This window comes from Azospirillum sp. A29, from assembly GCF_042604625.1.
Classification (GTDB): Bacteria; Pseudomonadota; Alphaproteobacteria; order Azospirillales; family Azospirillaceae; genus Azospirillum; species Azospirillum palustre.
The window spans coordinates 102,706-114,900 of sequence record NZ_CP170462.1; the positions used below are offsets into that span (position 1 = coordinate 102,706).

At 58.7% G+C, this 12,195-nt stretch carries 17 protein-coding genes and 1 pseudogene; 9 read left to right on the forward strand and 9 right to left on the reverse strand.

Features of this window, described 5'->3' with window-relative positions; all coding sequences use genetic code 11:
- Nucleotides 1–5: 5 nt before the first annotated feature.
- Both ABNQ38_RS07790 and ABNQ38_RS07795 read left to right on the forward strand, forming a co-directional pair.
- Nucleotides 6–263 (forward strand): hypothetical protein, encoded by a 258-nt coding sequence (locus ABNQ38_RS07790; protein ID WP_149228695.1) that lies wholly within the window; start codon nucleotides 6–8, stop codon nucleotides 261–263.
- 302 nt (nucleotides 264–565) lie between these two features.
- The gene (locus ABNQ38_RS07795; protein WP_377806557.1) at nucleotides 566–1,558 is read left to right on the forward strand and encodes a hypothetical protein; all 993 of its coding nucleotides are present in this window, start codon (nucleotides 566–568) and stop codon (nucleotides 1,556–1,558) included.
- A gap of 314 nt (nucleotides 1,559–1,872) precedes the next feature.
- On the opposite strand, the gene ABNQ38_RS07800 is transcribed toward ABNQ38_RS07795, so the two are convergent.
- Nucleotides 1,873–2,589: a hypothetical protein gene (locus ABNQ38_RS07800; protein WP_377806558.1), complete on the reverse strand. Its 717-nt coding sequence runs from the start codon at nucleotides 2,587–2,589 to the stop codon at nucleotides 1,873–1,875.
- A gap of 1,246 nt (nucleotides 2,590–3,835) precedes the next feature.
- Nucleotides 3,836–5,107, reverse strand: a complete 1,272-nt coding sequence (locus ABNQ38_RS07805; protein ID WP_377806559.1) for an IS110 family transposase — start codon at nucleotides 5,105–5,107, stop codon at nucleotides 3,836–3,838.
- Nucleotides 5,108–5,112: 5 nt separating this feature from the next.
- Here ABNQ38_RS07805 and ABNQ38_RS07810 point away from each other — a divergent pair, with 5 nt between their 5' ends.
- Complete coding sequence (locus tag ABNQ38_RS07810) at nucleotides 5,113–5,673, forward strand: hypothetical protein (protein WP_377806560.1); 561 nt, start codon at nucleotides 5,113–5,115, stop codon at nucleotides 5,671–5,673.
- Between the two features lie 148 nt (nucleotides 5,674–5,821).
- Here the strand turns inward: ABNQ38_RS07810 and ABNQ38_RS07815 are convergent, their stop codons facing one another.
- The 7 genes from ABNQ38_RS07815 to ABNQ38_RS07845 all read right to left on the reverse strand — a co-directional run bounded on the left by ABNQ38_RS07815 (nucleotide 5,822) and on the right by ABNQ38_RS07845 (nucleotide 8,307).
- Nucleotides 5,822–6,274 (reverse strand): PIN domain-containing protein, encoded by a 453-nt coding sequence (locus tag ABNQ38_RS07815; protein ID WP_377806561.1) that lies wholly within the window; start codon nucleotides 6,272–6,274, stop codon nucleotides 5,822–5,824.
- 5 nt (nucleotides 6,275–6,279) lie between these two features.
- Nucleotides 6,280–6,525: a type II toxin-antitoxin system Phd/YefM family antitoxin gene (locus ABNQ38_RS07820; protein WP_377806562.1), complete on the reverse strand. Its 246-nt coding sequence runs from the start codon at nucleotides 6,523–6,525 to the stop codon at nucleotides 6,280–6,282.
- 102 nt (nucleotides 6,526–6,627) lie between these two features.
- A complete protein-coding gene (locus tag ABNQ38_RS07825) occupies nucleotides 6,628–6,924 on the reverse strand; it encodes a hypothetical protein (protein ID WP_377806564.1) in 297 nt (98 codons plus the stop codon).
- A 37-nt stretch (nucleotides 6,925–6,961) separates the two neighbouring features.
- Nucleotides 6,962–7,162 carry a hypothetical protein gene (locus ABNQ38_RS07830; RefSeq protein ID WP_377806565.1) on the reverse strand — a complete coding sequence of 67 codons (201 nt, stop codon included), beginning with the start codon at nucleotides 7,160–7,162 and terminating at the stop codon, nucleotides 6,962–6,964.
- Between the two features lie 30 nt (nucleotides 7,163–7,192).
- Nucleotides 7,193–7,591: a hypothetical protein gene (locus tag ABNQ38_RS07835; protein WP_377806566.1), complete on the reverse strand. Its 399-nt coding sequence runs from the start codon at nucleotides 7,589–7,591 to the stop codon at nucleotides 7,193–7,195.
- 52 nt (nucleotides 7,592–7,643) lie between these two features.
- Nucleotides 7,644–7,940 carry a hypothetical protein gene (locus ABNQ38_RS07840; protein WP_377806567.1) on the reverse strand — a complete coding sequence of 99 codons (297 nt, stop codon included), beginning with the start codon at nucleotides 7,938–7,940 and terminating at the stop codon, nucleotides 7,644–7,646.
- A gap of 112 nt (nucleotides 7,941–8,052) precedes the next feature.
- The gene (locus tag ABNQ38_RS07845) at nucleotides 8,053–8,307 is read right to left on the reverse strand and encodes a hypothetical protein (protein ID WP_377806568.1); all 255 of its coding nucleotides are present in this window, start codon (nucleotides 8,305–8,307) and stop codon (nucleotides 8,053–8,055) included.
- Between the two features lie 241 nt (nucleotides 8,308–8,548).
- Between ABNQ38_RS07845 and ABNQ38_RS07850 the strand changes: the two genes are divergently transcribed.
- The 6 genes and pseudogenes from ABNQ38_RS07850 (at nucleotide 8,549) to ABNQ38_RS07875 (ending at nucleotide 12,190) form a co-directional block, all read left to right on the forward strand.
- Nucleotides 8,549–9,154, forward strand: a complete 606-nt coding sequence (locus ABNQ38_RS07850) for a recombinase family protein (protein ID WP_377806569.1) — start codon at nucleotides 8,549–8,551, stop codon at nucleotides 9,152–9,154.
- Nucleotides 9,155–9,231: 77 nt separating this feature from the next.
- Complete coding sequence (locus ABNQ38_RS07855) at nucleotides 9,232–9,885, forward strand: trypsin-like serine peptidase (RefSeq protein WP_377806570.1); 654 nt, start codon at nucleotides 9,232–9,234, stop codon at nucleotides 9,883–9,885.
- Between the two features lie 153 nt (nucleotides 9,886–10,038).
- Nucleotides 10,039–10,338: a hypothetical protein gene (locus ABNQ38_RS07860; RefSeq protein WP_377806571.1), complete on the forward strand. Its 300-nt coding sequence runs from the start codon at nucleotides 10,039–10,041 to the stop codon at nucleotides 10,336–10,338.
- A 276-nt stretch (nucleotides 10,339–10,614) separates the two neighbouring features.
- A pseudogene (locus ABNQ38_RS07865) lies at nucleotides 10,615–10,956 on the forward strand (RelA/SpoT domain-containing protein); the annotation flags it as partial.
- A 323-nt stretch (nucleotides 10,957–11,279) separates the two neighbouring features.
- The gene (locus tag ABNQ38_RS07870; protein ID WP_377806743.1) at nucleotides 11,280–11,336 is read left to right on the forward strand and encodes a hypothetical protein; all 57 of its coding nucleotides are present in this window, start codon (nucleotides 11,280–11,282) and stop codon (nucleotides 11,334–11,336) included.
- A gap of 641 nt (nucleotides 11,337–11,977) precedes the next feature.
- On the forward strand, nucleotides 11,978–12,190 hold the full coding sequence (locus ABNQ38_RS07875) for a hypothetical protein (protein WP_377806572.1): 213 nt from the start codon (nucleotides 11,978–11,980) through the stop codon (nucleotides 12,188–12,190).
- Nucleotides 12,191–12,195: the final 5 nt, after the last annotated feature.

Consider the following 12,195-nt stretch of genomic DNA (forward strand, 5'->3'; position numbering starts at 1 on the left):
CCGCCATGAGCACCCCCGTCACGAACGACCGCGTTTCTCTGGATATCCCCGATTTCGTCGGCCACACGAAGGGCTGGGATGGCGGCGTGTCGTTCGGGAACCTGGAGATCTTCCAGTTCTGCTCGGTCATGAAGCAGATCGATCCAAACGGGCAGCTGCGCCAGCAGATCACAGACGCGCTGAACGCTGCTCCCGGCCTGCGCGTGGCGATGATGCACGGGACGTTCAGCCGTGCTCCGGTGGTTGCCACAGCGGCTGAGTAAGAAAACCCAGCCGTAAGCCGCGTTCCCTCCCGGCGTTGCACCGCGACGCCGGACAACGCCGGTCGAACCGGCGAAGCGGTGCGGGAGGGAGTTGAGCGGCGACCCTGGCTGTCCGCAAAATGTGCATCGAAGATGTCTTTGGCTTGGGACGCCACAACCGCGGCGGCTGTCTGGTTCTCCGGCACGGCGCGGAGTAGCCCGGACTCCTTGACCGGCCGCGCGATGCTTTACCGGTTCACCAGAACTGCGATAGCGATGGTGTCTGGCTGGTTTAACCTCATTCATGAAGGGTCCAATCCCCAGTGCCGATCAGCCTGCCCTACAACACAGCTGTTCGTGAGCGGCGTCGGTCAGCCCCCGAGGCGCTGGACTTTCTCCCCACTCAACCGTGGGCGGTTCGGGCGCTGGTGCACCAAATCCTTGGTGTCGACGCGCTGTCCGGAAGCGTCGTCTGTGAGCCCGCGGCCGGTGCGGGGGATATCGCCCGCACGATGCTGGAGTTCACTCCGCATGTGCGTGTCGCAGATGTGGCGGATTACGGAATCAGGGACATCTACGAGCAGCCGATCAGCATTCGCGATTTTCTGACTTGGACGCCCGGTGCAGCGGAAGCTCCGGATTGGGTCTGCACGAACCCACCCTTCACCTTGGGAGAGGCCTTTATACACCACGCCCGCCGCTTCGCCCGCCGCGGCGTGGCGGTGATCGTCCGAACCGCATTCCTGGAAGGGCAGGGCCGTTACGAGCGGCTGTTCAGCCAGTGTCCGCCTGACATTATTGCCGTTCACGCCGAGCGCGTCCCGATGTTCGTGGGGCGGCTGGATCCCAAGAGGAGCAGCGCAACCTCGTATTCATGGCTGATCTGGTTCCGGGACGGAGCTGGCGACGCGCGGACACGCTGGATTGCCCCATGCCGTTCCGTCTACGAACGGGCGTCGGATTATCACGGGTGGCGCTGGTGCATGCATGGCGGCCGTCCGCTGCCACACCTGTCGATCACCGGCCCCACGTATGCCGCACACGACGTCGCTCGAGCGCTACCGATCCTTCGGGATGCGAGCCGAGCTGTGATCCATTCCGGCCGCCTCCGCGTGGTGTCCAGCCTGATCGAGGCCATGCCTGACTGTCGCGAAAGCAACCGTGTTCTGCGAAGCGTGAACTACACCACTAAATCTGCAATTCCTGTCCAGCTCATGCGTGTCTTCAGCGTCGATCCGGAGGCCAGCCACCATATTCTCTCGGTCGTGGCCGGCCCCTGGGTCAGCCACTTCCGAATGGCGGTTTTGCGCCGATAGTGTTGAAAAACTCCCCAGCGACTGCTTCGCCGCCGTCTTCGCGCAACAATTAGTCATTCCGGCAGCGCTTCAAAGCGACATCGCTGCGCGGCGCGGCCAAGGCAAGACGGAAAATTTCTCACTCTGTCGGGCCTGGGAGTTTTTCAACACTATCCGCCACAAGCAGATGATTGGTTCCTTTCCCTGGCGTCGAAAATGGTCTGCCCATGCCCCTGAAATGATGAAGGCCGTCGGCTTGGTGCCGGCGGCCCTGTTGTCGTGGAAAGGTAGATTATGTCGCAGTCGCCGGTGTGCCACCGTTTACCACAGCAAAGTTACCTTGTTCTGCCGGGTTTTCCGCAGTCAGGTTCTTTTCCCATATTCTTACAAACTTCGTTTAAGACTTTCACTCTTTCGGGGTCTTTAGGATTGCCAAAATCTATAATTGGTCTCGAAATAGTTACGAATGATAAAATTCCACTTTTATTGTTACCAATGTGAGAGTAATCGTATTTTTTCATATTCTCGTCCATTTTATTTTTACAGAATGCGCGCTGACTTTCATCAAGTTTACCTGGTATAGTTATTACCAAGACGGTGAGATCAAGCCATGACCGGATCCGATTGGTAAAGGAGCCACTTTTGCCAACCCATACTGCAACAACCCTGCTATTTGATGCCTCGATAGCATTCACAGTTTCGTTTCCATTCCCATATGCCTTTGCATAAGTTCCAATTGGAAAGCCATATTTAAAATTCCCATTCGAGCTATTATTTTTGATTGAAGCAAAGCAAATAGAAGTTGATGGATTTGTAGAGAAAGTGTATTTAGCTACGATATCATCTCCGTTCCATGGAACCTCGTGGCTTATTCTTCCCTCCCACAACGTCCACTGAGGAGATCCTGACTTTTGAAACATTTTATTTAAATCATCAATATCTGAGGTAGGCAGCGGTATACCCTGCCTAACAGATGGACTTTGAGCTTTGCTTTGCGTAAGGGAAAAAAACAAGTATGTAGCAAGCAACGCAGTCAGCAACCGGTTATTCATATATGCCTCCCCGTGATACAGTGAATTTATCGGCGCTTTGCGGGAAGCTTGTTCAATTACTGAATATAAAATTCAGTAATAATCTGTTGTATAAGATAATTCCTAACACATATTTTTGCAGTTATCCATGCAAGAAGATCGTTCGCTTGAGCATACATTGTGCTGATTTGATGGTCTCATATTGATGCACATATCATAGTTTGTATTGCACTGCTTGCTGCAGACGTCCCAGCATATTGCAGGCTGCCCAACTTGTACTTTTTTCAAGTACATTTCAACGTGCTCCGTTTGGCTGGCCGCATGCGGTGCCAAAATACGCTGCAAAGCCGATGTTGAGGCTGCTGCCGCTGGGTTAATTATTGTCAGAGCTATTATTAATGAGGTGAGAAGACGTGCGATTATCATGATTTCCACTCCCAATAACGTCAGAGGATATCGGGTTTTCCTAAAGCGCCTGTCAGAGCCCAAGTCTGGTGTGCTGAAGTGGCTGGTATACCTCCGCTCCAGACCATTCCTGATCGGCGCTTTAAACTATTCTCACATCCGGGCAACCACGATGGTTGCGACATAAACATTCCGCAGGAGGCGCAAGATTATCAGATAATTTTTGCAAGTAGGAAAGGGAAAAATGGATATTATCATTTGATAATGATGAGTGGTACATACTCTGATACTCAGAGACGGACGAGCTGACCGATTGAGAGTAAATTGTCCGATGCTTGAGAGCGTGATTAGAGCAAAGTGTTAGGACGTGACATGTCGGAAACGGTCGGCCCATGGTCTGGGAACGACAAAGGCCGCAGGCTGGGCGCCAACAGGCCTCAATGTCGCGGAAGGGTGCGAATGGGGCGTTCCGGCTGCTGTCGTGGAAAGGGGCACCAGCGGGCATTGACCGCGTCTGCTATGGGTCGATAGTGTTGAAAAACTCTCTGGTGAGTGCTCCATAGCCATTTTTACGCAACAATGAGGCGCTTCTTTCAGGCAGCAGGAACATATCTGCGCGGGAAACGGCCGCCATGAGGCAGAAAATTTCTCATTCTATCAGCCTGAGAACTTTTTCAACACTATCGGCCAGATTCGGACGTTCGAGACTGCCTCGAAAGCGAGAGCTGAACCGGTGGTGCTCCGCGTCAAGGCGGGCGCGGACGCGCCCCCGCCCTGCGGGCGGCTTCGGCCTTGACCGGTCCGCGCCGCCGGTTCGCTGTGTTCGGCATCGGTCGGCGGCGAGCGCCGACCGTCGGCCTTCTTACGCGGGTTTCGCTTCCCAGTTGGCTCCCTTCGCGAGCATGGCGTTGAGGCGGACAATCAGCTTGCGCATACAGGCGGCCAAGGCGACCTTCGGCGGCTTTCCTCGTCCGATCAGGCTCTGGTAGAAGTCGGCGATGACGCCCTTGGCGTGGGTGGCGGCGGACAAGGTGGCCAAAAACAGCGCACGGCGCACGCCGGCCCGCCCGCCGGCGATATGGCGTTGCCCGCGCAAGGTGCCGCTGTCGCGATCGAAGGGCGCGACGCCGACCAGAGCGGCAATTTTCCCACCGGAAATCCGGCCCAGTTCCGGCAGCAGGACAGCCAGCGTCACCGCCGTCAGCGGACCAATGCCTGGAGCGGTCTGGAGTTCCTGTAACGTTCGGGACAGGGATGACAGGGTTTTGGCTGCCTGGGCAATGGCGGCATCCAGCGTGGCGATCTCCCGCGCCAGATGCTCGACCGCGTTGGTCAACGCCTCCCGTGCGGCGGCTGGGGCATGGAACATGCCCTTGCTGAGATCGGCTCGCTTGTCGACAAGCAGGCGGCGGGCCTTGATCAGGCCGGCCAACTCCTCGCGGGCCAGATCGGCCGGAAGCAGCGGCTCCGCCGTCTGGGTGGCAGTGAACTCGGCGATCACCGCCGCGTCGAGGCGGTCGTTCTTGGCCCGTCGCCCCTTGGCCTTGGCAAAATGGCGGACCCGCGCCGGATCGAAGATCCGGACCGAGACCCCGGCAGCGCGTAGCGCGTTCCGGACCGGCCGCTCATAGCCGCCGCTGGCCTCCAGGCCAGCCACGCCGATCCCCCGTTCCGCGATCCAGGCCACCAACTCCCGGTGTCCCTCGGGCGTGTTGGCCACCCGATGCTGGCCGGCGCCGGGGAACACGCCAGCATCCAGGAAATCCTTGCCGCAATCGATCCCCACGGCTCGTTCAGATTCCGGCATCCTCGTGATCCTTCCTTGTGATGCGAGCTCGAGCTCAAGCAACCGTTCGGACTTGAAAGGATGGTTGGCCGCCCTCAAGCTTTCGCCCGGCCTCGAAGCCTTGGGAGCGACGGGGTCAGCCAACCCGGACGGCTGGTTGCCACCGACCGTCCGAGCTTCAATATGGACCGGCTCTGTCATACAAGGGTGCTTGGCCGCATCAGTGTGTGGCACGCCGGTGCCGATCCGCTGGAGGCGCGGGGGGTGCTCGAGCAGACCCTCGTTCGTCGCGGTCTCAAGATCGACCTTGCCGGTGTCGATACCAAGCTCGCGGCGTGAAATGGGCATGTTCGATGACGGGCTGCCATCCCGATGCGGCACCGAGCGATGACCAAGCTGACACCACCCCAATCTGCCCAATTGATGCGGATCGACGCCGGCGGCATGCACGGGATGCCCGCGCTGCCGGCTTCACGGCGTCTGCACCGGAAAAGCGCCTGCTGGCGCGCGGGCTCATCCATGCCTGGACAACCAGCATTCCCGCCGGCATCGTCGCCTTGACCATCAAGCTTAGCTTGGCGGCCGTGACTAACGATGGGCACCGGCTGTTCGCTGATCTTGGCTTGCCCCCGTCTGCCGACATGGCTCGGTTCATCGGCCGGCGGCAGGGATGGTGCAGCACCGACTACGAGCTGCTGCGGGTCGCTCACCTGAGGGGCTATGTCGAGCCCGTCGAACGGGGCGGTATTGGCGGCTGCACTACCCGATGGCGCCGCACAGACGCCGGAAAGGACGCTCTGATCCTGTTCCATGAACATGAGCGGATGGTAGCGGAGCAAATGGCCAAGCTTGAGGCCGTGCATTTGGCTCGGAGCAAGACGCGAGCTACGGAAAAGCCGCGGACTCGGGGCTAGGGTTCGTCAGCCCATCGCCCCATGACCGCCGCCGTCTGAGCCTGACGGCAGAAGCTACCTGCAGGTGGCGCCGAGCCGGGCGAGGAGGAGACGTGGGCTACGTGCCGGCCTCGGCAACTGGCGTTCACCGTTATTCGGCAGAGCGCGTTCAGTTCACCCCCAGCGCCTCATCAAGAAGAAGCTGCGGGCCGTCGGCAAACGGATTGATGATGGTGACCCCTCCCAGCGTACGACCGGCCTGACCATCTTCCGAAAGGAGGAGACGGCACCCGTGACGCTTAGCCGTCGCCCAGATCATCGCATCCCAGAACGACCAACCATGATGGGTGACTGCGTCCATGGCGTCCGTGAGGCACGCGTCGTCAGCCGCCACCACCGGCAATGTGTCGCGCCACTGCTGGACAATGTCTGTTGCTTGCGCCGGCGGGATCCCCTGCTTCGCGCTGGTGAGGGTGCGGAAGAGCTCCGCCAGGGACTGGAGCGTCAGCACGCAGTCCCGGCCGGGGAGACGGTGGATCAGGGCAACTGCCTGGTGGTGCCGCTTCCCGGCGGCCCGGTCAACTGCATAAACCAGGATGTTCGTGTCGAGCGTGAAGCGCATTGCTGTTACCGGTCATAAAGGGCGTCACGGTCAAACCGCTCGCCCCCGAGCTCCACGCCATCTTCCAGCGTCTGGAACAGACGGTTCCAAGCCGAGCCGCCATCTGTTTTGGCGGCAGACCGATCATAGGGCGCCAACTGCGCCACCGGCTGCCCGCGCTTGGTGATGATCACGGTGTGCCCACTGGTAGCCTGTCCGAGGATCTCGGAGAATTGCCGATTGGCGTCGGCTGCAGATACGGTACGATGCATCTCAGCTTCCTTGTAGTGATCTCACTACTATAGGAGCGGGGCTGGCTTGGGTCAATGTGCGGGTAGTGTGGCCACTAAGTTCGGGCAATGTGTCCTGGCTGCTCAGGCGTGCGAGACAGCGCTGGTGATCGTCGCAATCTCAGCGAGCTGCACGATGTCCAACTTGCCCGATAGCTTTAGCTGCTCCAGCCGACCGGCGTTGTTGCGCAGCACCCCGGTACCGGCGGCGGTGCGCGTGTAGCAGTCGCTGATCCGAGCCCCCTCCCGTTTTACCAGCAAGAGCCGTTCGAGGCGGAGCAGCGCGGCAGGTCCGATCCCCCGCGGCATGTCGCGTACCCGCCTGCGGTCCACCTCAGACAAGGAAGAAAGAGCGATCAGATCGTTGTCGGTGATGGCCATGTCGGACAGCCTCCTGGCGACGGGCGCTTGCTGGATTTCAGTCGGTGATGCCGGCGGCGCGCTCACGCTCGTAATCGTCCAGGGCATCAGACAGGAACGTCGGGCTGCCGGTCCACCGCGGCTTGGGCCAGTTGGCGACGATCACCTGCCCGGTGGCCGGATCGCGCTCAACGGTGGTGCCGGCCTCCTGAAACATCTCGTCCATGGTGTCGTTGCCGGTCTTGATCGGGGTGGCCATGTCGGACTCCTTCGGGTTGAGCGGCGTTTTCTAGAGGCTTTCCAGGGCTTCAATCCGGTGGATCAACGGTCGAAACTCGTACATGTGGAACTGAAGATCGGATACAGCCATCCCGTCCCCGTCGTCGTGCTCGATCACGCTCGCGATCTGATCTGCCTGCATACGGAGCTGCATCGCAATTTCAAGCCATTCACCCTTGTTCGTTCGGCCGGGAACGCCAAGCTCGTCCAGCCTTCCTGGGGCAGCAAGATCGATCGCCTGGCGCAGGACCTCCGAATGCAGATCCTCAGGACGACGGTTACAGAAGGCGTAAATCGCCGCCGCGTCCAATGTCGCGGTCAGGCCGGAACCGTCGTGCTCCAGCAACGCTGACGCGCGGTCCCGACCAAGGATTGCGTCGAGCGCATCACGGAGGGCTGGATGGATCATTGGTGCGGGGCCTTTGCGGCTGGGGTTGCAGGGCAGACGGGGATTTGCTGGATCAGGCGTTGTCGCTGTAGACGGGTGGCGCGTCGGGAAGCGTGTCGTGGTGGCCGGGCCAGACGCGGCATATGCTGTCGTCGCACAGAAGATCCAATTCGTGCTCCTGCTCGGCGAGCGCCATGTCGAGGGCGCCGGTATCGTCCTCGTCGGGGAGATCATCGTCGTCCAGTAGGATCTCCAGCGCCGAACAAGCTGCTTGGTCGGCGGCGGTGGCCGGGTCTTTGGAAGTCACCTTCACCAGCATCGGTCTGGGCAACTGCCGGTGGGCAACCTCGACGGTGTAGGGGAGTGCCATCAGGCGGTTCCTTGTGTATGTGTCGGCGTTTTCTGGATGGTCACCGAAACCTCCCGTCCATGGCGAGGGGCTTGGATGAGCCGGGATGATAGCCTCCCGGCGGGGCTGGTGATCAGGGGGCGACCGCGTACGTGACCTTGTCGCCGTTGGCATCGGTGATGGCGACGACGTGCGTGAACTCGCCCCAGCCGATGAGCGGCGTCACGTCGGCGGCGTCCAGGCCGTCGACGTTAGCGACGACGTCACCCCAATCCTCGATCTCGGCATTCGGGTTGATCTGCAAGGTGTCGCCCTCGAAAGACGCCATGCGGGCGGTGCTGCCCAGAGCGATCAGGTCGGCGGTGCTGCTGGTGGTCGTGGTGGTCATGGTCGGCTCCCGAGGTTGGCGGCGCATCGCGCCGTGTTCGTGGATTATCTTCTACCATGCCGCGCATAAACCGTCTACAAATCCGTCCATCAATTGGTATGCGGTAGCGGCATGACCGGCCCGCGTACAATGTCCATCAAACCGTCTATCAATATTGACGGTCTTCCATCATCCTATCCATCAACGCATTTTCGTGGTGCGAAATGGTCAGCATGCCACAAGTTCCGAGACAGAAAGCCCTATGTTGATCGGCTACGCCAGGGTTTCCACCGACGATCAGAACCTCGACATGCAAGTCGAGGCGCTGAAGAAAGCCGGCGTGGAGGAAGATCGGATCTACACTGACAAGGCGTCCGGGGCCGCGGTGAAACGTGAAGGGCTGGCGAACGCTCTCCGCGCTGTCGAAGAGGGTGACGTGCTGGTGGTCTGGAGCCTTGACCGACTGGCCCGCTCGTTAAAGCAGCTCATCGAGATCCTCGACTTCCTCGACCGTAATAAGGTCGGCTTCCGAGCGGTGACGGGTGCCATCGACACCACCACGGCCGGCGGCCGGCTCATCATCCACGTGTTCGGCGCCGTCGCTGAATTCGAGCGCGCGCTGATCCGCGAGCGGACCAAGGCCGGCGTTGCGGCGGCCAAGGCCCGCGGCGTTCGGGTGGGCAGGAAGCTCGAAGCCACACCGGAGAAGATCGAGCAGGCGAAGGAGCTGATCCGCGGCGGCATGGCCTTCCGAGCTGCGGCGAAGGCGGTTGGCTTGGCCGTGTCCACCCTGTACCGCGACATTCCGGGCGGTGCTTCGTCCCTGGCGGACGGGGAGAACGACGTCGACATTCCGTCCAACCGCTGAACATCAAAGGAGATATTCAACGCATGGTTAGAAGTAGTTCTATTTTTGGGATAATTTTGATGTGCTTTGGGACAACGATGTCTGCAGCAGCCGACACCATTCCTAAGGAATTATTGTACGGCGGAATTGCGTTGTCATCGACCGTAAGCATAGAAGCCGGAGCAATATCCGGATCAGCCGTATATATTGGCAACGGTTTGCTCCTGACAGCCGCCCATGTGGTTGATCACATGAAGCAAGGGGAGACTCTATTCTTTATGAATCGGAGGATGATCGGATCGGCGGCCATCAAGGCACATGCAGTGAGTTTCAGCCCCGGCTACAACGATCTTGCTCTCATAAGGATTAATGATGCAGCAGCTATTAGCGTCGAACACAACGGCCTCTTGCCGGCACGCCTCTGCCAAAATGACCGCCCCGTGCAGCACGCATACTTGGGCGCGCATGGCGCACTCGTCGGTATCGCTAAAGCGGTCAAGGGAGCGAGAAATGTTCTGCATGCTGCTGTCAGCCCAGGTGACAGCGGGGGAGCCGTGATTGACGCATCGCGCAATTGCCTTGCTGGAATCATTTCTTATGGCGAGTTCCTCGACTCGTCAAACTTCATAAAGCAGAACCAAGAGGCGGTGAAAAGTGGCTTGGGCCGTTTTCAGTCTTCGCCATATGTCAGGATGGTTTACACGCCCGCTTCACACATCTCGGAATTCTTAAAGGATGCTGGCGTAAATTAGGCCATGATGTTAAATTTAGAAAAGGAGCAGTAGGTGTCCGATATCGGCCAGCTTCAAGAGTACGCGGCAGCTTTTCGAGCGCGCCTCGATGCCGGCCGTGATCAGCTCCCCCGAGATGTGTGCTCGCACTTTCCCGCCGGGTGCTGTGGGAGCGTGAGCGAAGTTCTGGCCGAAGCTTTGCACCGGGACCTTGGAGTTGCGGCGGCCTATGTCTGCGGCTTCCGGTATGAGGATATCGGCACATCTACCCATGCATGGATCGAGGCGGATGACATCATCATCGATGTCACCGCGGACCAGTTTGGCCAGCCGCCGGTTATGGTCACACGAGATCGTGCTTGGCATGATACGTGGCCCGATCAGGAGCGGCGTGAGCACGTTGATCCCGACACCGATCCGACTTGGTGGGCCTGGTATGGTAAGAGCATCCTTATGGTTGGTACTGGAAAGTGATTTGAAGATTATTCTCAACAGAGGAGCATTTGAGTAACTATGTCAGATTATCCATTCTGCAAGTATACAAAAAAGGAAATTGCAAATGCGGGGAAGATACTCAGCGGTACGATTATTCATGATCCAGATAAGGCGGATGAAATTAGTGAAGTCTTCCGCATTGCTTATAATTGGCGTGACTCGCATGCATTCCCCATGCGCCGCATCCGTCACGAACTAATTCGAGGTCTGAGGCAGGAGGGAATAGCAGGCCTGACGTCTGCCAGAATGAAACGTATGACGTCAATACGTCGCAAACTACGAGCGAGTTCCATCAGACTCCAACAAATACAGGATCTCGGAGGGTGTCGAGCAATACTTGAACATTCTACCGATGTGACCGCCGTGATAAGGCGCTACCGTGAGGGCGCCAGTCATCATTTAGTGCATGGCGAGAGCGACTATATTGCCGCACCGAAGGTTGATGGATACCGCAGCTATCACTGTGTATTACGTTTCCAGCCAAAATACGATCATGATGTTTCGTATGTTGATCAAAAGATTGAGATACAGGTCAGAACCCGTCTCCAGCACTCTTGGGCTACTGCCGTCGAGGCCGTTGGGATGATGCATGGTGAGGACTACAAATCGGGAGAAGGTAGTCTGAATTGGAGACGTTTTTTTGCGCTTATGTCTGCGGAGTTCGCTGAGCAGGAGGGTTGCGCTGTTGTTCCAGACACGCCGGTGCAACGCAAAGAGCGGCACCAAGAACTAGAGCACCTAGCTGCGAAGCTAGATGCAGTTCGCTTCCTAGAAACTATGAATAAAGCGTTGAATGTAATTGATCGCAATATCGCAGCAAATGCAAAATTATTCCTCATTCAGTTTCAACGCCAACCCGGCGCTTTCGATAGCATCGTCCGGGTTAAAGGATTTCATGGGCCGGAAGGTGCGGCAGAGTCATACGGCGCAGAAGAAGCAGCCAACGCTTCAGTGAATTCTGTCCTAGTAGAGGTTGACAAAGCTGAAAATCTCAAGTCAGCTTACCCAAATTACTTCCTCGACGTAACGATGTTCACGGACAAGCTTCGTGATATCCTCACGCCAAACTGGCGGCGGAACTTAGATTCTGACCCATCCCGCATTGCTAGCACAAGAACAACGCTTCAGGCGTGGCAACTCTGGAGACAATCAAAGCGAACATAGCTACTTCGGAAGAAATACTTGCATTTGGCGGACGGCCTGAGGCGAAGCCTCGGCGCCGATCAGCTGCCGGACCGCCGGCAGCCCGGCCCCGCCGCGGTGGTGGTGCTGAGCGAGCGCCCGGCGCCACCCTCCGCCGGCAGGCCCTGCGCGTCGAAGCCGCCGATCAGCTGCAAAATTTTCGCGCATGGCGAGCATGCGCGCGGTAGACTCCTTCGGCAGACTAAGCGAGGCCTCATGAACCGCGGGCTATTCCCCGTCCAGGATCCCGAAATGATCGACAGACGCTGCCCAGCAGATGCCGAGCCCCCAGAGGCACTTGATCCGGCCGCGGCATTCGCACTGGGGCAGTGGGGCATGGCGAAGCGGCTGGCCCAGCCTGGTCGATCGCCACGCCGGCGCTGAGTGTCCAAGCTGGCGTTGACCTGCTGCGGTCTATCAATGGAGGACAAAGATCATGGAACTGCGTGTTGGGAAGTTAGGGAATGGTCGGGCCGGATTGACGGAGAGCGTCTTCGTTGAGGAGGACAATCATGTCGTCGTGCTGGGCACGGTTGGGTATGGCAAGGGTGTGGACGCGTCGAGCATCCCGGAGGAGAGCAAGGTTGCGGTGACCCTCACCGCGCTGGTCGTGGGCGACGATCTGCGCTCAATGCCCAACGAGGACTGACACTC

What these genes read in the sequence shown, in the direction of transcription:
- ABNQ38_RS07790 (WP_149228695.1), top strand. Translation starts at nt 6, where the DNA reads ATGAGCACCCCCGTCACGAACGACCGCGTTTCTCTGGATATCCCCGAT.
- ABNQ38_RS07800 (WP_377806558.1), bottom strand. Translation starts at nt 2,589, where the DNA reads ATGAATAACCGGTTGCTGACTGCGTTGCTTGCTACATACTTGTTTTTT.
- ABNQ38_RS07805 (WP_377806559.1), bottom strand. Translation starts at nt 5,107, where the DNA reads ATGCCCATTTCACGCCGCGAGCTTGGTATCGACACCGGCAAGGTCGAT.
- ABNQ38_RS07810 (WP_377806560.1), top strand. Translation starts at nt 5,113, where the DNA reads ATGACGGGCTGCCATCCCGATGCGGCACCGAGCGATGACCAAGCTGAC.
- ABNQ38_RS07815 (WP_377806561.1), bottom strand. Translation starts at nt 6,274, where the DNA reads ATGCGCTTCACGCTCGACACGAACATCCTGGTTTATGCAGTTGACCGG.
- ABNQ38_RS07820 (WP_377806562.1), bottom strand. Translation starts at nt 6,525, where the DNA reads ATGCATCGTACCGTATCTGCAGCCGACGCCAATCGGCAATTCTCCGAG.
- ABNQ38_RS07825 (WP_377806564.1), bottom strand. Translation starts at nt 6,924, where the DNA reads ATGGCCATCACCGACAACGATCTGATCGCTCTTTCTTCCTTGTCTGAG.
- ABNQ38_RS07830 (WP_377806565.1), bottom strand. Translation starts at nt 7,162, where the DNA reads ATGGCCACCCCGATCAAGACCGGCAACGACACCATGGACGAGATGTTT.
- ABNQ38_RS07835 (WP_377806566.1), bottom strand. Translation starts at nt 7,591, where the DNA reads ATGATCCATCCAGCCCTCCGTGATGCGCTCGACGCAATCCTTGGTCGG.
- ABNQ38_RS07840 (WP_377806567.1), bottom strand. Translation starts at nt 7,940, where the DNA reads ATGGCACTCCCCTACACCGTCGAGGTTGCCCACCGGCAGTTGCCCAGA.
- ABNQ38_RS07845 (WP_377806568.1), bottom strand. Translation starts at nt 8,307, where the DNA reads ATGACCACCACGACCACCAGCAGCACCGCCGACCTGATCGCTCTGGGC.
- ABNQ38_RS07850 (WP_377806569.1), top strand. Translation starts at nt 8,549, where the DNA reads ATGTTGATCGGCTACGCCAGGGTTTCCACCGACGATCAGAACCTCGAC.
- ABNQ38_RS07855 (WP_377806570.1), top strand. Translation starts at nt 9,232, where the DNA reads ATGTCTGCAGCAGCCGACACCATTCCTAAGGAATTATTGTACGGCGGA.
- ABNQ38_RS07875 (WP_377806572.1), top strand. Translation starts at nt 11,978, where the DNA reads ATGGAACTGCGTGTTGGGAAGTTAGGGAATGGTCGGGCCGGATTGACG.